General features: G+C 59.3%; 18 protein-coding genes, 2 tRNA genes and 1 pseudogene. 12 read left to right on the forward strand and 9 right to left on the reverse strand.

Annotated elements, in window-relative coordinates; genetic code table 11:
• Positions 1 to 138: 138 nt before the first annotated feature.
• From SOP97_RS15150 to SOP97_RS15180, 7 genes are all read right to left on the reverse strand, one after another.
• Positions 139 to 1,095, reverse strand: a complete 957-nt coding sequence (locus SOP97_RS15150) for a stealth family protein (protein WP_322949939.1) — start codon at positions 1,093 to 1,095, stop codon at positions 139 to 141.
• Between the two features lie 119 nt (positions 1,096 to 1,214).
• The gene (hisF, locus tag SOP97_RS15155) at positions 1,215 to 1,985 is read right to left on the reverse strand and encodes an imidazole glycerol phosphate synthase subunit HisF (RefSeq protein ID WP_322949941.1); all 771 of its coding nucleotides are present in this window, start codon (positions 1,983 to 1,985) and stop codon (positions 1,215 to 1,217) included.
• Between the two features lie 112 nt (positions 1,986 to 2,097).
• Positions 2,098 to 2,835 (reverse strand): 1-(5-phosphoribosyl)-5-[(5-phosphoribosylamino)methylideneamino]imidazole-4-carboxamide isomerase, encoded by a 738-nt coding sequence (hisA, locus tag SOP97_RS15160; RefSeq protein WP_322949943.1) that lies wholly within the window; start codon positions 2,833 to 2,835, stop codon positions 2,098 to 2,100.
• A 36-nt stretch (positions 2,836 to 2,871) separates the two neighbouring features.
• Positions 2,872 to 3,132 (reverse strand): DUF2164 domain-containing protein, encoded by a 261-nt coding sequence (locus SOP97_RS15165; RefSeq protein WP_322949945.1) that lies wholly within the window; start codon positions 3,130 to 3,132, stop codon positions 2,872 to 2,874.
• Positions 3,133 to 3,771, reverse strand: coding sequence for an imidazole glycerol phosphate synthase subunit HisH (gene hisH / locus SOP97_RS15170; RefSeq protein ID WP_322949947.1), 639 nt, complete (start codon positions 3,769 to 3,771; stop codon positions 3,133 to 3,135).
• Positions 3,771 to 4,364 carry an imidazoleglycerol-phosphate dehydratase HisB gene (gene hisB / locus SOP97_RS15175; RefSeq protein ID WP_274087643.1) on the reverse strand — a complete coding sequence of 198 codons (594 nt, stop codon included), beginning with the start codon at positions 4,362 to 4,364 and terminating at the stop codon, positions 3,771 to 3,773. The genes hisH and hisB overlap by 1 nt, the downstream gene beginning before the upstream one ends.
• Before the next feature lie 141 nt (positions 4,365 to 4,505).
• Positions 4,506 to 6,167: an OFA family MFS transporter gene (locus SOP97_RS15180; protein ID WP_322949950.1), complete on the reverse strand. Its 1,662-nt coding sequence runs from the start codon at positions 6,165 to 6,167 to the stop codon at positions 4,506 to 4,508.
• Positions 6,168 to 6,570: 403 nt separating this feature from the next.
• On the opposite strand from SOP97_RS15180, the gene SOP97_RS15185 reads away from it, so the two are divergent.
• The 11 genes from SOP97_RS15185 (at position 6,571) to SOP97_RS15235 (ending at position 16,216) form a co-directional block, all read left to right on the forward strand.
• Positions 6,571 to 8,796: an AsmA family protein gene (locus tag SOP97_RS15185; protein ID WP_322949952.1), complete on the forward strand. Its 2,226-nt coding sequence runs from the start codon at positions 6,571 to 6,573 to the stop codon at positions 8,794 to 8,796.
• Positions 8,793 to 9,866 carry an A/G-specific adenine glycosylase gene (gene mutY / locus SOP97_RS15190; RefSeq protein ID WP_322949953.1) on the forward strand — a complete coding sequence of 358 codons (1,074 nt, stop codon included), beginning with the start codon at positions 8,793 to 8,795 and terminating at the stop codon, positions 9,864 to 9,866. The genes SOP97_RS15185 and mutY overlap by 4 nt, the downstream gene beginning before the upstream one ends.
• Positions 9,863 to 10,135, forward strand: a complete 273-nt coding sequence (locus tag SOP97_RS15195; RefSeq protein WP_322949955.1) for an oxidative damage protection protein — start codon at positions 9,863 to 9,865, stop codon at positions 10,133 to 10,135. The genes mutY and SOP97_RS15195 overlap by 4 nt, the downstream gene beginning before the upstream one ends.
• A 283-nt stretch (positions 10,136 to 10,418) precedes the next feature.
• Positions 10,419 to 10,494, forward strand: a tRNA-Phe gene (locus tag SOP97_RS15200).
• 248 nt (positions 10,495 to 10,742) lie between these two features.
• On the forward strand, positions 10,743 to 11,516 hold the full coding sequence (locus tag SOP97_RS15205; protein ID WP_322949957.1) for an ABC transporter ATP-binding protein: 774 nt from the start codon (positions 10,743 to 10,745) through the stop codon (positions 11,514 to 11,516).
• 19 nt (positions 11,517 to 11,535) lie between these two features.
• Positions 11,536 to 12,288, forward strand: a complete 753-nt coding sequence (locus SOP97_RS15210; RefSeq protein WP_322949959.1) for an ABC transporter substrate-binding protein — start codon at positions 11,536 to 11,538, stop codon at positions 12,286 to 12,288.
• Positions 12,289 to 12,339: 51 nt separating this feature from the next.
• Positions 12,340 to 13,035: an ABC transporter permease gene (locus SOP97_RS15215; RefSeq protein ID WP_090254729.1), complete on the forward strand. Its 696-nt coding sequence runs from the start codon at positions 12,340 to 12,342 to the stop codon at positions 13,033 to 13,035.
• Positions 13,032 to 13,802: an ABC transporter permease gene (locus tag SOP97_RS15220; RefSeq protein ID WP_322949961.1), complete on the forward strand. Its 771-nt coding sequence runs from the start codon at positions 13,032 to 13,034 to the stop codon at positions 13,800 to 13,802. Before SOP97_RS15215 ends, SOP97_RS15220 begins: the two co-directional genes overlap by 4 nt.
• A 41-nt stretch (positions 13,803 to 13,843) precedes the next feature.
• Positions 13,844 to 15,118, forward strand: coding sequence for a methyltransferase (locus tag SOP97_RS15225; RefSeq protein ID WP_322949963.1), 1,275 nt, complete (start codon positions 13,844 to 13,846; stop codon positions 15,116 to 15,118).
• Between the two features lie 247 nt (positions 15,119 to 15,365).
• Positions 15,366 to 15,441, forward strand: a tRNA-Thr gene (locus tag SOP97_RS15230).
• Positions 15,442 to 15,928: 487 nt separating this feature from the next.
• On the forward strand, positions 15,929 to 16,216 hold the full coding sequence (locus SOP97_RS15235) for a hypothetical protein (protein WP_003281025.1): 288 nt from the start codon (positions 15,929 to 15,931) through the stop codon (positions 16,214 to 16,216).
• A gap of 26 nt (positions 16,217 to 16,242) precedes the next feature.
• Here the strand turns inward: SOP97_RS15235 and SOP97_RS15240 are convergent, their stop codons facing one another.
• Entirely contained in the window at positions 16,243 to 16,503 is a 261-nt protein-coding gene (locus SOP97_RS15240; RefSeq protein WP_003281024.1) for a helix-turn-helix domain-containing protein, read from the reverse strand.
• A 76-nt stretch (positions 16,504 to 16,579) separates the two neighbouring features.
• Between SOP97_RS15240 and SOP97_RS15245 the strand changes: the two genes are divergently transcribed.
• Complete coding sequence (locus SOP97_RS15245) at positions 16,580 to 16,840, forward strand: hypothetical protein (protein ID WP_322949967.1); 261 nt, start codon at positions 16,580 to 16,582, stop codon at positions 16,838 to 16,840.
• A gap of 171 nt (positions 16,841 to 17,011) precedes the next feature.
• Here the strand turns inward: SOP97_RS15245 and istB are convergent.
• A pseudogene (gene istB, locus SOP97_RS15250) lies at positions 17,012 to 17,249 on the reverse strand (IS21-like element ISPst3 family helper ATPase IstB); the annotation flags it as partial.

The following is a 17,249-nucleotide window of genomic DNA, read 5'->3' on the forward strand; positions in this document are numbered from 1 at the left end:
GAGACAGTCGACATTTAGCTGTCGACTACCCCGCAGCAGTGGTCAGCAAGTCTGCCAACCACGCGGCTTAATGCGCTGGAGCAGACGACAGCTGCCGGCCGACCGGTCTAGAGCCGAACGCAGCAAGCGGTTAGCGACTTAGGCATGCACCGAGGCAAGGCCACCTGCAGACTCAAAGTCACTTGGCCGAGGAAACAGCTCTGAGCGGATCCGGTCTAGCTTGTCGCGCATTGTTGCAACGTCTGAGCGGTCGTCCGTTGTGTCGTTGATGCAGATGCACAGGTGACGCCCGAGCGAGTCCAGCAGCGACGCAACCCGGTCATGCTCAACATCATCGGTGAACAGGTAACGGCACTGCTCCCAGCCAATGTCAGCTCGGCCATGGGTTGCACACCAGTCGAGGTACAGGTTAGCCAGAATGCTCTGGCCAGTGCGGCGCCTGAATTTTTCCTGACGAACCTCATCGAAGATTTCGGGGTGCGCCGCTTCAAGCTCCATCATCCAGCTCTTACGAATGCCTTTGGGCGCGTGCTCAGGGATAAACGCGATGCTCGATGCGCCATAGGTTGTTTGCATCCAGTGCCGCGCGTTACTGGCATCGTTATGGCCCGACAGCTGTAGATCGGTATCACCGGTTGGGATGGGCTCTCGAGTTAAAAACACCATAGCGCCGACCGCGCTGAAAAAGTCTGTGGGCTTAACAGGCCGGGTCAGCATTTGATCGTCGTTGAATGAAACGAAATGCTCAGCCAAGTCGGGAATATGGTGCAGCGCCGACTCAATCGCCCGGGATGAGAATGTCGGCAGGTAGCGCGCATCCAGAATCTGCGAATGATCAACGATGCGCAGCCGAGGGTGTTCCGCGATAAAGCTTGGCACTTGCTGATCGGTGACAATAAAGATGTTGCCGTCTATGCCCCAGAACTGTTCCATCGAGCGAAGCAAAAACAACAAATCGTCGTTATCTCGATAGCGTCCCTCGCCATTGGCAAAGGGCAGAAGGTCGCGCTGCGGTTCACCCGAGTGATATTCGCGTTTGGCCCGCCAATTAGCGTCACCTCCATCAACCCACGTGATAACGGCATCAACTTGCATGTCTAATCCAGCTCTGATTCAGGGCAACTACAACAATCGTCATACGCGCACGGCTGAAAGTATGAATCGCTGCACCCTGCGCACAAGGTAGCAGCGCTTACTGCCCTGCCAGCGACGGCTTAACGTACGACGATGCCGCGGCTGGCCATATAGGCCTTGGCTTCCGGTACGGTGTATTCGCCAAAATGGAAAATGCTCGCGGCCAGTACCGCAGCCGCCTTGCCTTCGATAATGCCGTCGGCCAGGTGCTGCAGGTTGCCGACGCCGCCGGAGGCAATTACCGGGATGCCAACCATCTCGCTAATGGCGCGGGTCACACCCAGGTCGTAGCCGCTCTTTACGCCGTCCTGATCCATGCTGGTCAGCAGGATCTCACCGGCGCCGAGGTCTTCCATTTTCTTCGCCCAGAGCACCGCATCCAAACCGGTCGGCTTGCGCCCGCCGTGGGTGAAGATTTCCCAGCGCGGGGTTTCACCCGGCTTAGAGACCCGCTTGGCATCAATCGCCACGACGATGCACTGCGAGCCAAAGCGCGAAGCGGCTTCGCCAACAAACTCCGGGGTGAACACCGCTGCCGTGTTGATCGAGACTTTATCGGCACCGGCATTCAGCAGGTTACGAATATCCTGTACCGTACGCACGCCGCCGCCGACGGTCAGCGGGATAAACACCTGGCTGGCCATGCGCTCGACGGTGTGCAGGGTGGTGTCGCGGCCGTCGACGCTGGCGGTGATGTCGAGAAAGGTAATCTCGTCGGCACCTTGCTCGTCATAGCGCCGGGCGATTTCCACCGGGTCGCCAGCATCGCGAATATTCTCGAACTGCACGCCTTTGACCACGCGACCGTTGTCGACGTCGAGGCAGGGGATGATGCGTTTAGCCAGTGCCATAACGATGCTCTCGTTGGATGGGGCGGGCGGCGTTCCGCTGAGCGCAGCGATACCCATCGATAAAGTGGTTGGCGATGGGTTACGCCGCTGCGCGGCTAACCCATCCTACGGCTTAGCCCTTGAAGGAATCGCAGAAGGCCTGCGCCTCAGCCACATCCAGGGTGCCTTCATAAATCGCCCGACCGGTGATCGCGCCGATGATGCCAGGCGAACGCGCCAGCAGCAGTTTCTCGATATCACTCAGGTTGTGGATGCCGCCCGAGGCGATCACCGGAATGCGGCTAGCCGCCGCCAGGGCCGCAGTGGCCTCGACGTTGCAACCTTGCATCATGCCGTCTTTGGCGATGTCGGTATAAACGATGGCGCTCACACCGTCGGCCTCAAACCGCTTAGCCAAATCAGTGGCCTGCACGGCGGACACCTCAGCCCAGCCGTCGGTGGCGACAAAGCCGTCTTTGGCGTCGAGACCGACAATCACCTTGCCCGGGAAGGCTTTGCAGGCATCGGTGACGAACTGTGGATCTTTCACCGCCTTGGTGCCGATGATCACGTAACTGACCCCCGCACGCACGTAGTGCTCGATGGTGTCGAGGGTACGGATACCGCCGCCAATCTGGATCGGCAGGGTCGGGTAACGCTTGGCGATGGCTGTCACCACCTCACCATTAACCGGCTGACCTTCAAAGGCACCGTTGAGGTCGACCAGGTGCAGACGACGGCAACCGCCCTCCACCCACTTGGCGGCCATGCTCACCGGGTCATCGGAAAACACCGTGGAGTCTTCCATGCGGCCCTGGCGCAGGCGCACGCAGGCGCCGTCCTTCAAATCGATCGCGGGGATAATCAGCATCGGTTGAACCTGCTCAAGTCGTGTGAATTCGATGGGTCAGCTCTTTTCGAGTGCCCAGAGGTCGCTTTCGATGCTCTCGAACCGTTCTTTCAGGTGAGTCTGCACATCGAAAATCGCCCGATTGTAATAATGCGGCGCAATTTCTCGGCTAAACAGTTCGAGTATTTCAGCCACCTCGAAACTGCCCAGCTCCAGCTCAAAACGCTCAGCCATAAAGCGCTTGAGAACCTGGCAGGCGTCACGCTCCTGCTCGGTGCTCAAGGTCATGATTGGCGGCTTAAGCTTGGTCCTGGCCATTTACCAGCGACCATCCCAGGCGGCGAAGTTCTGCAGCAGCTGCAGGCCGTGGGTGTGGCTCTTTTCCGGGTGAAACTGCACGGCAAAACGCGAGCCGTCGGCCAGCGCCGCGGCGAAATCCTTGCCGTAATGCCCACGTCCGACCACCTGCTTGGGGTTGCCGGCTTCGATGTAGTAACTGTGCACGAAGTAGAAACGCGCCAGGTCCGGGATGTTGTGCCACAGCGGGTGTTTGACCGCCTGCGCCACTTCATTCCAGCCCATGTGCGGCACTTTCAGCGGCTCGCCATCTTCAACCATGCCCTTGCCGAAGAAACGCACCTTGCCGGGAAACAGGCCGATGCAATCAACCCCGGCGTTCTCCTCGCTGTGCTCCAGCAAGGCTTGCATGCCTACGCAAATGCCGAGAAACGGCCGGTCGACACTGACTTCGCGCACCAGGCTGTCGAAACCCAGCCGCTTGATCTCGGCCATGCAATCGCGGATGGCGCCTACACCGGGAAACACCACGCGATCCGCTTCACGAATCACTGCGGCATCGCTGGTGACCAGCACCTTGCCGGCCCCGACGTGCTCAAGTGCCTTGGCCACCGAGTGCAAGTTGCCCATGCCGTAGTCGATGACGGCAACCGTTTGCATCAGAGCACGCCCTTGGTCGACGGCATTTGCCCGGCCATGCGTGGGTCCAGCTCAACCGCCATGCGCAGCGCGCGACCGAAGGCTTTGAACACCGTCTCGATCTGGTGGTGGGTGTTGGTGCCACGCAGGTTATCGATGTGCACGCTAACCAGCGCGTGGTTAACGAAACCCTGGAAGAACTCCTGGAACAGGTCCACGTCGAAGCCGCCCACCACTGCACGGGTGAACGGTACGTGCATCTGCAGGCCCGGACGGCCGGAGAAGTCGATCACCACGCGTGACAGCGCTTCATCCAGCGGCACGTAGGAATGGCCGTAGCGGGTCATGCCTTTTTTGTCGCCGATGGCCTTGGTGAACGCCTGGCCGAGGGTGATACCGACGTCTTCCACGGTGTGGTGGTCGTCGATATGCAGGTCGCCCTTGCACTGGATATCCAGGTCGATCAGACCATGCCGGGCAATCTGATCAAGCATGTGTTCAAGGAACGGCACGCCAATATCAAACTTGGCTTTGCCCGTACCATCCAGGTTGATCGAGACCTTGATTTGGGTCTCCAGGGTATTGCGCTCGACAGATGCCGTACGCTCGATCATCACCAGCTCCACAAAGTCGTTGTGCCAAAGGGCGGCCATTATAGGCCGATAAGCACACAACCTTGAAGCAAGGCCCGCAGATAGCAAAAAACCCGCTGACGAACACAGCCGCCAGCGGGATTTTGCGGTACTACGCGCGACTTACTGGAACAGCGTCGCGGTCTTTTGCAGGGTGATCCAGATGCCCCACGCCAGCGGCAGCCCGACGACCAGCCAGGCGGCAATGGCCAGCGGCTTGGACGCCGGATCGGCCGACCATTCCAGCACAGCCACTTCACCGCGCTTGGCGTCATGGCTCAGCGCACGCTCGGCAGCCAGTTCGGCTTCACTCATGAAGTACTTGTCCGCCACCGGGCGCACCAACAGGTTGCAAATAAAGCCCAGCACCAGCAGGCCGGCAAGGATGTACAGGGTGATGTCATAGGCCGCTGCGCGCTCGACGCCAATGCTCAACTGATACTCACGCAGGTAGTTGACCAGCACCGGCCCCAGCACCCCAGCAGCCGCCCACGCGGTGAGCAAGCGACCGTGAATAGCGCCGACCATCTGGGTGCCGAACAAGTCGGCCAGGTAGGCCGGCACCGTGGCAAAGCCACCGCCATACATCGACAGGATGATGCCGAACGCCAATACGAACAGCGCCAAGCTGCCCAACTGCCCCAGCAGCGGAACGGCGGCATAGAGCGCAAAGCCCAAGCCGAAGAACACGAAGTAGGTGGCTTTACGGCCGATAAAGTCCGAGCAAGAGGCCCAGAAGAAGCGGCCACCGATGTTGAACAGGCTGAGCAGGCCGGTGAAACCGGCTGCAATGGCCGCAATCTGCCCCAACTGCACGGCGCTCAACTCGTTAAACGACAGCTCATTACCCAGCAACTGCCCGGCAAACACTTCCTGCAACAGCGGTGACGCCATGCCGATAATGCCGATGCCCGCCGATACGTTAAGGCACAGCACCGCCCAGACCAGACGGAACTGCGGGGTTTTCCAGGCAACGCTGACGTGCACGTGGCGATTGGTGATCATGCTGTTACCCGCCTTAGCCGCAGGCGCTGTCCAGCCGGCCGGTTTCCAACCTGTAGGCGGCACACGGTAGGCCAGCGCGCCGCCGACCATAAAGACGAAGTAGATGATCGCCATGACCACGAAGCTCTGCCATACGCCAACGCCCGTGTCGCTGGCAAAGTGGCTCATAAGCTCAGCCGCCAACGGTGCCCCCACCATCGCCCCGCCGCCGAAACCCATGATCGCCATACCGGTGGCCATGCCGCGCTTGTCCGGGAACCACTTGATCAACGTCGACACCGGCGAGATATAGCCCAGACCCAGGCCAATACCACCGATCACCCCAGACCCCAACCACAGCAACCAGATTTGGTGATGGTAGATACCCAGCGCGGAAATCAGCAGGCCACCGCACCAGCACATAGCCGATACCAAACCAGCCTTACGCGGGCCGGCATGCTCCAACCAACCACCCCAAACGGCAGCCGAGCAGCCGAGAAAAACGAAGAACAGCGTGTAGATCCAGCCCAGCATGGAAATCTGCCAATCGCAGTTGCTGGCAAAAATCTGCTCAAAGAAGCCGATATCCGCCGCGCAAGCCAGCGGTGCATCGATACCGACGGCCTTTGACAGCGGCAACCAGAAGACCGAAAAACCATAAGCCATACCAATACACAAATGGATGGCCAGAGCGGCTGGCGGCACCAGCCAGCGGTTGAAACCCGGCGTCGCGATGATGCGTTCCTTAGACAGAAAGGCAGGCGCAGCCGAAGCGCCGTCTAGGACGAGAGCGTCAGCCATAGCAATGTTCTCTTCTTATAATGTGCAGGCAAGGCACTGGGCTTTAACGCGGGCAGAATAGCTCGCGCAGCGGCGAGACTAGCATTGCAGCGATACGCCTCGGACACATGGCGCATTATTCATTAGTCGTATAGCAACTACCAGGCAACGGCGACCCGCTAACAGTAAGCACGCCGCAGGGAACCGGCCGCCAACCTGCCTATCCAAGTGCCACAGCAGAACGCCCAGCAATGCACCACAGCCTGCTTGCTCACGCTCAACGCCTTGGCGCAGCGGTAAAAGCCGCTTGCAAAAAACGCCAGGCAAACGCAAGTGTCGGCGGCCCGGACAAAAACACTGCCGCTATACTGACCGGCTTAAATTGCTGCTCTTCACTCTTCAGCTTCGAAACAAGGATTCGCACATGAAAGCGCTCGGCAAAATTATCGGCCTGTTTTTTCTAGGGCTCTTGCTGATCATCGTGGCGCTGGGCTTTGCCCTCACCCACTTGTTCGATCCCAACGATTACAAAGACGAAATCCGCCAACTGGCCCGCGACAAGGCCAATCTAGAGCTGACCCTCAAGGGCGATATCGGCTGGAGCCTGTTCCCCTGGCTCGGCCTGGAGCTGACCGACGCCAGCCTCGCCAGCCTCAGCACCCCAGAGCAACCTTTTGCCGACCTGCGCCTGCTTGGCCTGTCGGTGCGCGTGCTGCCGCTGCTGCGCAAAGAAGTGCAGATGAGCGATATCCGCATCGACGGCCTCAACCTCAACCTGCAGCGCGACGAGAAAGGCCACAGCAACTGGGAAGATGTCGGCAAACCGAAAACCGCCGCGACCACACCTGACGCCGCGACGGGCGACAGCGCACCAACTGCAAGCACAACATCTGAGCCAGAAAACAACAGCCAGCCACTAAAACTGGATATCGACAGCCTGATCGTCAACAGCGCCCGCATCGACTACCGCGACGCACAGAAGGGCCAACAATTCAGCGCCGAAAGCATCCAGCTGACCACCGGGGCCATCCGTGAGGGCGCCGGCATACCCGTCAAGCTCAGCGCCTTCTTTGGCCTCAACAAGCCGGTATTGCGCGCCCGCAGTGAACTGCAGGGCGAACTGCGTTTCGACCGGGCGCTCAAGCGCTACCAGCTGGAAGATGCCAAGTTCTCCGGCGAAGTCTCCGGCGAACCCTTTGACGGTCAAACGCTGACCTACTCCGCCCAAGGCCAACTGCTGGTTGACCTGGCCGCCCAGGTCGCCGAATGGAACGGCCTGAAACTGTCCGCCAATCAGCTGCGCGCCCTCGGCGAGCTAAAAGTGCGCGACCTCGACACCCAGCCAAAACTCAGCGGCGGGTTGTCCATCGCCCCGCTCAACCTGCGCGAATTCCTCACCACCATCGGCCAGAAACTACCGCCAATGAATGATGAGAAAACCCTCAGCCAATTCGAACTGGTTACTCGTCTCAGCGGCACCGCCAACAGCCTGACTTTCGAAGACCTCAAGCTAACCCTCGACGACAGCCATTTCAGTGGCCAGCTGGCGATTGCAGACTTCGCCAAGCAAGCCCTGCGCGTGCAACTCAAGGGCGACCAACTGAACCTCGACCGCTACCTGCCAGCCCCGGCCAAAGACGCCAAAGACGCCGGCGCTGCGCGCCAGGCCGAAGTTAAAGCCAGTGTCGCCAGTGCCGGCGAAAGCGGCAGCACACCACTGCCCGACGCGCCGACGCAGCATGCCTGGAGCAGCAGCGAGATCCTGCCGATCGCCACCTTGCGCAAGCTCGATGCACAGCTCGATCTCGACCTAGACCAGTTAACCGTGCAGCAACAAGCCATCAGCAACCTCAGCGCCAAAGCGCAGGCCAAAGCGGGCTTGCTGACCCTTGAAAACGCCCGCGGCAGCATTGGTAACGGTAGTTTCGACGCCAAAGCCAGCATCGACGCAAGACCTGCCACACCACTGCTCAGTGTGCAAAAGAACCTGCGCGGCATTCAGATCGAACCCTTCCTGAAAAAGCCCGACCAGCCTTCCCCGGTCAAAGGCCTGCTCGACCTCAACGCCACCCTCAGCACCAGCGGCAACAGCCAGCGCGCCTGGGTAGACGGACTCAACGGCGACGCCAGCTTCCTGCTCAATGACGGTGTGCTGGTCGACGCCAACCTGGAGCAGCAACTGTGCCGCGGCATCGCCACCCTCAACCGTAAGGCCCTAAGCAGTGACCCGCGCGGCAAAGACACGCCCTTCGAAACCCTGCAAGGCAGCCTGACCGTGCGCAACGGCGTGGCCCACAACCCAGACCTCAAGGCGCGCATTCCAGGCTTGGCGGTAAGCGGTAATGGTGATGTGGACCTGCGCATCCTCGGCCTCGATTATCGCGTTGGCATCACCATTACCGGTGATCAGCGCGAGATGCCCGATCCGGCCTGCCAGGTCAACGAACGCTATGTCGGTATCGAATGGCCCGTGCGCTGCCGCGGTCCGCTGGAAATGGGCGGCAAGGCCTGCCGCCTGGATCAGGACGGCCTGGGTAAAGTCGCCGCCAAACTGGCCGGCAACAAGCTCAACGAGAAGATCGAAGAAAAGCTCGGTGACAAGGTCAGCCCCGAGCTGAAAGACGCACTCAAGGGCCTGTTCAACCGATGAGCCCTGCACAATTTTCTACCGCTGTACTCGACTGGTATGACAGCCACGGACGCAAGGACCTGCCCTGGCAACAGGGCATCACACCGTATCGCGTGTGGGTATCAGAGATCATGCTGCAGCAGACCCAAGTCAGCACCGTACTCGGCTACTTCGACCGCTTTATGGCCGCATTACCGACGGTGAACGACCTAGCTACAGCGCCGGAAGACGAAGTGCTGCACCTGTGGACCGGCCTCGGTTACTACACCCGCGCGCGCAACCTGCAAAAGACCGCACAAATTGTTATGCGCGAACATGCCGGTGAATTCCCCCGCGATGTCGACCAGCTCACCGAACTTCCTGGCATCGGCCGCTCCACCGCCGGCGCCATCGCCAGCCTCAGCATGGGCCTGCGCGCGCCGATCCTCGACGGCAACGTCAAGCGCGTACTGGCGCGCTACGTGGCTCAAGAAGGCTATCCAGGCGAGCCCAAAGTAGCCAAACAACTATGGGATGTGGCCGAGCGTTTTACCCCGCAGGCGCGGGTGAACCACTACACCCAGGCAATGATGGATCTGGGCGCCACCCTCTGCACGCGCAGCAAACCCAGCTGCCTGCTCTGCCCGCTAAAAAGCGGCTGCCAGGCGCACCTACTCGGCCTGGAGATTCGTTATCCCATTCCTAAGCCGCGCAAAACGCTGCCGCAGAGGCGCACGCTGATGCCGATCCTCGCCAACCACCAAGGCGAGGTATTGCTCTACCGCCGCCCTTCCAGCGGCCTTTGGGGCGGCCTATGGAGCCTGCCAGAGCTCGACAACCTGCAAAGCCTGGACGACCTGGCAAGCCGTCACGGCTTGCAGCTGGGCACGCGCCAGATGCAAGCCGAACTGACCCACACCTTCAGCCACTTCCAGCTGGCTATCGAACCCTGGCTGATCCAAGTCGACGCCGCGCCGACCGCCGTGGCCGAGGCCGATTGGCTCTGGTATAACCTCGCCACCCCGCCGCGCCTGGGCCTTGCCGCCCCAGTAAAGAAACTGCTGAAACGCGCGGCCGATGCCCTCGCAGCCAATACTGGAGAAACGCCATGACCCGCACCGTACAGTGCCGCAAACACAAGCAAGAACTCCCCGGACTGGAGCGCCCGCCATACCCCGGCGCCAAAGGTGAAGACATCTTCAACAACGTCTCCAAGCAAGCCTGGGAAGAGTGGCAAAAACACCAGACGCTGCTGATCAACGAGCGTCGCCTGAACATGATGAACGCTGAAGACCGCAAGTTCCTCCAAACCGAGATGGATAAATTCCTCTCCGGCGAGGAGTACGCCAAGGCCGAAGGCTACGTGCCGCCGAGCGCATAACCCGGTATACCGTGGGCGGCACGTTAGCATGCGACCTCATCCGCAATATGCGCGACTAAAAGCCCCGCCCACGACCCACACCCTGCAACCGTAGGGTCGATGCCGCTTCACCCTCCCAGCAAACCGCACACCCCCGCCTACAAACATCCTCCCGGACTGCATCCAAACCACCCCGCGCCACCCATCATTTCCCACCATCCGAACCTAACCGCCCGTATTAATTAAATATTTTTTAAACTCACGCTTGACACACACCCTTCAAATCCGTCTAATACGCCCCGTTGCCCGGGTAGCTCAGTCGGTAGAGCAGGGGATTGAAAATCCCCGTGTCGGCGGTTCGATTCCGTCCCCGGGCACCAAAATACCGAGAAACCCCAAGCGAAGTTAAATTCCTTGGGGTTTTTTATTGCCTGCGATTTTTCACGACCTGCTCAGCGCCACAATTGTGTGCGAGCGACAGTCAACTGCAGCAAGGCGACAGGCTGACCAGCTAAGCGCCCCACGGCAGGTAAACGGCTTGGCGGTCAGCGAAACGCTATGCTAGCTTGGCGCCTCGCCAGGAACGCTACGAAAGGCCTGAGCGCCCCGAATAACAAGAGGACACCCCATGGCCGAGGCCACGCCTGCGCTGGAAATTCGCGATCTGCATAAACGCTACGGCGACCTTGAGGTGCTCAAGGGCATTTCTCTCACTGCCCGCGACGGCGATGTGATTTCCATCCTCGGCTCCTCAGGCTCCGGTAAGTCGACCTTTCTGCGCTGCATCAACCTGCTGGAAAACCCGCACAAGGGGCAGATCATTCTTGCCGGCGAAGAGCTCAAGCTTAAAGCGGCGAAGAACGGCGACCTTATTGCCTCCGATAACAAGCAGATCAATCGCCTGCGCAGCGAAATCGGCTTTGTATTCCAGAATTTCAATCTGTGGCCGCACATGAGCGTGCTCGATAACATCATCGAGGCACCACGCCGCGTATTGGGGCAGAGCAAAGCTGAGGCCATTGAAGTGGCCGAAGCGCTGCTGGCCAAGGTCGGGATTGCCGACAAGCGCCACGTTTACCCGAATCAACTGTCTGGCGGCCAGCAACAGCGGGCGGCGATTGCCCGCACCCTGGCCATGCAGCCGAAAGTCATCCTGTTCGATGAGCCCACTTCGGCTCTTGACCCGGAAATGGTACAAGAAGTGCTTAATGTGATCCGCGCACTCGCCGAGGAAGGCCGCACCATGCTGCTGGTAACTCACGAGATGGGCTTTGCCCGCCAAGTATCCAGCGAAGTGGTGTTTCTGCATCAGGGCATGGTTGAAGAACAGGGCTCCCCGGAGCAAGTGTTCGACAACCCGAACTCGGCGCGCTGCAAACAATTCATGTCCAGCAATCACTAAACACACGGAGCAACTACGCATGCAGAACTACAAGAAAATCCTGCTGGCCGCTGCCGCCACCCTGGCTTTCGGCACCAGCGCCGTCGCTGCTGACAAACTGAAACTCGGCACCGAAGGCGCCTACCCACCGTTCAACCTGATTGACGCCAGCGGCCAGGTCGGCGGCTTTGACGTAGAAATCGGCCAAGCCCTGTGCGCCAAGATGAAGACTGAGTGCGAAGTGGTCACCTCCGACTGGGACGGCATCATTCCAGCCCTGAACGCGAAGAAGTTCGACTTCCTGATCGCCTCCATGTCGATCACTGACGAGCGCAAAGTAGCCGTTGACTTCACCGACCCGTACTACACCAACAAGCTGCAGTTCATCGCCCCTAAAGGCGGCGACTTTAAAACCGACAAAGCCAGCCTGAAAAACAAAGTGATCGGCGCACAGCGCGCCACCATCGCCGGCACCTGGCTGGAAGACAACCTCGATGGCGTGGTCGATATCAAGCTGTACGACACCCAGGAAAACGCCTACCTCGACCTGTCTTCGGGCCGTCTCGACGGCGTCCTGGCTGACACCTTCGTCAACTGGGAATGGCTGAAGAGCGATGCCGGTAAAAACTTCGAGTTCAAGGGCGAGCCGGTATTCGACAACGACAAGATCGGCATCGCCGTGCGCAAGGGCGATGCTCTGCGCATGAAGTTGAATGCCGCCCTTGCCGAGATCGTGGCTGACGGCACCTACAAGAAAATCAACGACAAGTACTTCCCGTTCAGCATCTACTAAGCTGCCGGCACTGCGTCGCCCGCCCGGGCGGCGCAGGCTTCTGAGCCTCCTATGAATTTCGATCTTTACGGATTCGGTCCAGCCCTGGCTGCCGGCACCCTGATGACTATCAAGCTGGCGCTCAGCGCGCTTTGCCTAGGTCTGGTGCTCGGTTTGCTCGGCGCCCTGGCCAAGACTTCCCCGTACAAGCCGCTGCAATGGCTTGGCGGCACTTACTCGACCATTGTGCGCGGCATTCCCGAGCTGCTTTGGGTACTGCTGATCTATTTCGGCACCGTGCAGCTGATGCGCAATCTGGCGGACCTGCTCGGCATCGAAAGCCTTGAGCTGAACGCCTTTGCTGCCGGCACTATTGCCCTCGGCATTTGCTTCGGCGCTTACGCCACCGAGGTGTTTCGTGGCGCAATCCTGGCCATCCCCAAAGGCCACCGCGAAGCCGGCCAAGCGCTGGGCATGTCCAAGCCGCGGATTTTCTGGCGGCTGATCCTGCCGCAGATGTGGCGCATCGCCCTACCCGGTCTCGGCAACCTGTTTATGATTTTGATGAAGGACACCGCACTGGTGTCAGTGATCGGCCTGGAAGAAATCATGCGCCGCTCACAAATCGCCGTAACCGCCAGCAAGGAACCCTTCACCTTTTATATGGTGGCGGCCTTTATCTACCTAGGCCTGACGGTGCTGGCGATGATTGGCATGCACTTCCTGGAAAAACGCTCCAGCCGTGGCTTTGTCAGGAGCGCGTCATGAAAAAGACCTCTGAAATCGCCGCCTGGTCGATTGCCGTAGCGCTGATTACCTACGCACTCTGGGGCGGACTAACCGCCCTTAACTGGGACGTGATCATCAAATGGCTGCCGCGCCTCTCTGAAGGCGCCCTACTGACCCTAGAGCTGGTGGCCATTGCGGTTCTCGCCGGGCTGATCCTGGCACTGCCAATGGGCATCGCACGCGCTTCACGGCACTGGTATGTGCGCGCCCTGCCTTACGGCTACATCTTCTTCTTCCGTGGCACGCCACTGCTGGTGCAGCTGTTTCTGGTGTATTACGGCCTGGCACAGTTCGATGCGGTGCGCGAAGGCCCGCTCTGGCCCTATCTGCGCTCCCCATACTGGTGCGCTGTACTGACCATGACCATGCACACAGCGGCCTATATCGCCGAGATTCTGCGCGGCGCGATTCAAGCCGTGCCGCCAGGTGAGATCGAAGCCGCCCGCGCTTTGGGCATGTCGCGGGCCAAAACCATGTTCTATATCGTCCTGCCACGGGCGGCGCGTATCGGTCTGCCGGCTTACAGCAACGAAGTGATCCTGATGCTCAAAGCCAGCGCCCTGGCCAGCACCGTAACCCTGCTGGAACTGACCGGCATGGCGCGCACCATCATCGCCCGCACCTACCTGCCGGTGGAGATCTTCTTCGCCGCCGGGATGTTCTACCTGTTGATCGCCTTCATCCTGGTCCGGGGCTTTAAGCTGCTGGAGCGCTGGCTGCGCGTCGACGCCTGCCAGGGCCGCTGATTGCCTGGGGACCAGCGCCCTCAGGCAACACGCCACGTCATATGCCAACGACCACGCCCGCCCTGCCCCTCGAAAACGCTGACCTCCTGCAGCGGTTTAACGCACTCGATCACTTCCTCAGCGAACATCAAGCACTGTGGCGCCCCCGACCCTTTGTGCACTATCCGGCAATCCCCTGGGAAGCCGAGCACCCGCAGCTGGCAGACTGGCTAAAAGCACAGAGCCTCGAGCACGCAGAAGCGGCGCACAACCAACCACACCTGCTACAAGCGCCCGCACCATTTGCGCAACTAGCGGCACAGGCTCACCAGCTGAGCCAAGTGGGCGAATTAGCGCCGCTACCAACACCCGCTTTGCCCGCACGCTTCAGCGCGGGCGTACCAGGCCGGAAGTGGCAGCAAATCGACGCCTTTGCCCACCGCCTGAACTTCACCGATAAGCCACAACACTGGCTGGACTGGTGCGCAGGCAAGGGCCACCTCGGCCGGCGACTGGCGCATAACGGCGCAGCGCTGACCTGCCTGGAATACAACCCGGAACTGATCAAGAGCGGGCAACAACTCAGCAAAAAACTCGGCATCGACGCCGCGCATATTCAGCAAGATGTACTGGCTGATACTGCGGCAGCGCAGCTACGCGCTCACCACACCCCCGTAGCACTGCATGCCTGTGGCGACCTGCACACGCGCCTGCTGCAACTGGCCAGCCAAGTCGGCTGCCAGCAACTGGCCGTGGCGCCCTGCTGCTACAACCGCATCCGCACGGCGCTCTATCAACCACTGTCGACAAGCGCCCAAGCCTCAGCACTGCAACTGTCCATCGACGATCTAGGTCTGCCGCTCAACGAAACCGTAACCGCCGGCGCACGGGTACGCCGCCAGCGCGATCAATCCATGGCCTGGCGCCTGGCCTTCGACCTGCTGCAGCGCCAGTTACGCGGCATTGACGCTTACCTACCGACCCCCTCCCTGCCACCCGCCTGGCTGGACAAGCCCTTTGCCGACTACTGCCAAGACCTTGCCGCACTCAAGCAACTGCCCGCACCAACCACAGAGGATTGGCAACAGCTTGAACACAGGGGTTGGCAACGTTTGGCAGAAGTGCGCAACCTGGAGCTGCTGCGCGGCCTTTTCCGCCGCCCACTGGAAGTCTGGCTGCTACTCGACCGCGCCCTCTTCCTGCAAGAGCAGGGTTACAGCATGCGCATTGGCACCTTCTGCGCCTCCCAACAGAGCCCGCGCAACCTGCTACTGCTCGCAGAACGCCAGCCCAAGTTGCACACAACATCTGTGGATAACTCTGTTGACAGATTCTGAGCAAACCACGCAAACGCCCACCACGGACCGCCAGAGCTGAACTGTACATTTTTTAACCTGAAAATATTTCTCGTAAAAACATGCACTTATCAAATACCGAGAGGTAGCTCACAAAGACTGCGTACGAACGTGCCGAAAACACCTCACATGTGCATAAGCATTTCGCTGCTGATAACTGCCCCCGCATAAAACCTTGCTCGGGCCGCTTTACACGCGCAAATGAATCGATATAATGCGCCCCACAAATGCCGGTATAGCTCAGCTGGTAGAGCAACTGACTTGTAATCAGTAGGTCCCGGGTTCGACTCCTGGTGCCGGCACCATACAAAACAAAGGGTTACGTGAAAACGTAGCCCTTTTTTGTGCCTGAAATTCGGCCTGGGGTAGGATTGGGGTAGGGATTTGCCACCTCATGAACTCTTCGTTAGAAAAATACCGGGGCAGCCACATACCGCTCGTCGGAAAACAGACACAGGCCCGCCCAAATATCGGCGAGCTTTCTTTCCCTCCAAAAATTGCCACAAGCGATTTTCGTCATCTTGAAAGCCATTCATGACGGCGGCCTTTTTCACCCAGATGACGTAAAGTGGGGACTTGCACAGCCCCTGAGAGCTGAATAGTGTGACTGGGCGGGCCATCAGACCTGACTCAAGGATCACTAGCACCATGAAGCAACTTGTTATGGTGGCTGTATGCGGGGCGCTTCGGCGCGCCGAGTTCCTAGAGTCTCGGTCTTCCACACCCGCATACAGCCGCCACCCATCATGTGGAAGTGATGCAGGCGGTCTCTAAAACTCTAGAGGTCACCCTATGCAGCCGAGCAACTCATCCCCAGGCTTTACCCCACTACACTCCAGCGAGCACAACTGCCTGTTCGGCTTTCGCAGCGACGCCAGGGCAACCGAGCTGTATGACGAGGCGATGCAACGCCAGCATGCAGCTCTCGGCTTACTCTGCGCACTCGGCGGCACACCCCATTTGAATGAGCTTTCCGACGAACCCCTGAGCGGGTGCATCCAGGCGGTCAGATTACTGTGCGGTGATGCAGCCGGGCTGTATTCCGCAGCCTGGGAGCGCGTGCAGCAAGAAGCGGCCTGACTTGAATTAGAAGAAGGAGGGACGGATCACTCGCCCGCCTTCTTTGAAGACAGCTCAGATTCGTAACGCTGCACAAACTCGACAAGGTTAAGCCCAAGCACATGGCAAATATCGCGCAGCTGCACTAGATCGAGCCTGCGAAGGCCACGCTCAATGTCGCTGGTAAAGGATTGTGGACGGCCCAGCGCTTCGGCGAACTGCGCCTGCGTCAGGCCTGACTCAGTACGACACTGCTTGATCATACGAAGCAGCACTAAGTTCTCATCTCGATAAATCGACTTTTCCACAGAGACGCATTCCAGCTGTTGACAAAGCCAGAATGTATATCTAAATTACAGATATCTGAATTACAGGTATACAGATATGAACGTCGTGCACATCTCCACAATCATCCCTCTCGATCCAGATCGATCCGCACTTCTCGATGTCAAAAACCGCGTTTTGCTTTTAACCCTTGAGCGCTTGATAAGTCGATTCGACATCGAACTACCAGTTGTACTGAGCCTTTTGTCCGGATCAGACATCCACATCCGTCTCGACTCGGTAAGCGGCAATCCATGCTTGCTATTCGATGACATTCCAACGCTTTTGGACCTTATCCTGTTGGCGCTGATGGAAAATTGACCCACCCTGCCGATTGAAATTTGACCCAGGGCGGATTGCTGATTTTGTTACCAGCAACTGTGGATAAGTCTACCAGCGCAGCTGCTGTTGCCCCCACTCCTTCGCTAGCCCAGTTCAGTTGTTTAAGACCTGCCACACGCAGCCATGTAGCAGGCCGTCGTCGCCATGAAATCAGAACGGCTCATCGTCCTCCGGTTCTTGGCCGCCCTTACGTTTTCGCTCCCGTGATTTGATCTTGGCCTGGGCCGCCAAGCTGCTGTGTTGCAGGCGATAGGACTCGTTACCGGTTTCGACGATGTGGCAGTGGTGGGTCAGCCGATCCAGCAGGGCGGTGGTCATCTTGGCGTCGCCGAACACGCTCGACCATTCGGCGAAGCTCAGGTTGGTGGTGATCACCACGCTGGTGTGT

This window comes from Pseudomonas spirodelae (genome assembly GCF_034653255.1).
In the GTDB taxonomy this organism is placed as follows: domain Bacteria; phylum Pseudomonadota; class Gammaproteobacteria; order Pseudomonadales; family Pseudomonadaceae; genus Aquipseudomonas; species Aquipseudomonas spirodelae.

Bases quoted from the DNA above. Each gene is read 5' to 3' on its own strand.
- mutY (WP_322949953.1), top strand. From the start codon at position 8,793: ATGAGCCCTGCACAATTTTCTACCGCTGTACTCGACTGGTATGACAGC.
- SOP97_RS15235 (WP_003281025.1), top strand. From the start codon at position 15,929: ATGCAGCCGAGCAACTCATCCCCAGGCTTTACCCCACTACACTCCAGC.
- SOP97_RS15195 (WP_322949955.1), top strand. From the start codon at position 9,863: ATGACCCGCACCGTACAGTGCCGCAAACACAAGCAAGAACTCCCCGGA.
- SOP97_RS15180 (WP_322949950.1), bottom strand. From the start codon at position 6,167: ATGGCTGACGCTCTCGTCCTAGACGGCGCTTCGGCTGCGCCTGCCTTT.
- SOP97_RS15225 (WP_322949963.1), top strand. From the start codon at position 13,844: ATGCCAACGACCACGCCCGCCCTGCCCCTCGAAAACGCTGACCTCCTG.
- SOP97_RS15245 (WP_322949967.1), top strand. From the start codon at position 16,580: ATGAACGTCGTGCACATCTCCACAATCATCCCTCTCGATCCAGATCGA.
- hisB (WP_274087643.1), bottom strand. From the start codon at position 4,364: ATGATCGAGCGTACGGCATCTGTCGAGCGCAATACCCTGGAGACCCAA.
- SOP97_RS15205 (WP_322949957.1), top strand. From the start codon at position 10,743: ATGGCCGAGGCCACGCCTGCGCTGGAAATTCGCGATCTGCATAAACGC.
- hisA (WP_322949943.1), bottom strand. From the start codon at position 2,835: ATGCTGATTATCCCCGCGATCGATTTGAAGGACGGCGCCTGCGTGCGC.
- hisH (WP_322949947.1), bottom strand. From the start codon at position 3,771: ATGCAAACGGTTGCCGTCATCGACTACGGCATGGGCAACTTGCACTCG.
- hisF (WP_322949941.1), bottom strand. From the start codon at position 1,985: ATGGCACTGGCTAAACGCATCATCCCCTGCCTCGACGTCGACAACGGT.
- SOP97_RS15150 (WP_322949939.1), bottom strand. From the start codon at position 1,095: ATGCAAGTTGATGCCGTTATCACGTGGGTTGATGGAGGTGACGCTAAT.
- SOP97_RS15185 (WP_322949952.1), top strand. From the start codon at position 6,571: ATGAAAGCGCTCGGCAAAATTATCGGCCTGTTTTTTCTAGGGCTCTTG.
- SOP97_RS15220 (WP_322949961.1), top strand. From the start codon at position 13,032: ATGAAAAAGACCTCTGAAATCGCCGCCTGGTCGATTGCCGTAGCGCTG.
- SOP97_RS15165 (WP_322949945.1), bottom strand. From the start codon at position 3,132: ATGGCCAGGACCAAGCTTAAGCCGCCAATCATGACCTTGAGCACCGAG.
- SOP97_RS15210 (WP_322949959.1), top strand. From the start codon at position 11,536: ATGCAGAACTACAAGAAAATCCTGCTGGCCGCTGCCGCCACCCTGGCT.
- SOP97_RS15215 (WP_090254729.1), top strand. From the start codon at position 12,340: ATGAATTTCGATCTTTACGGATTCGGTCCAGCCCTGGCTGCCGGCACC.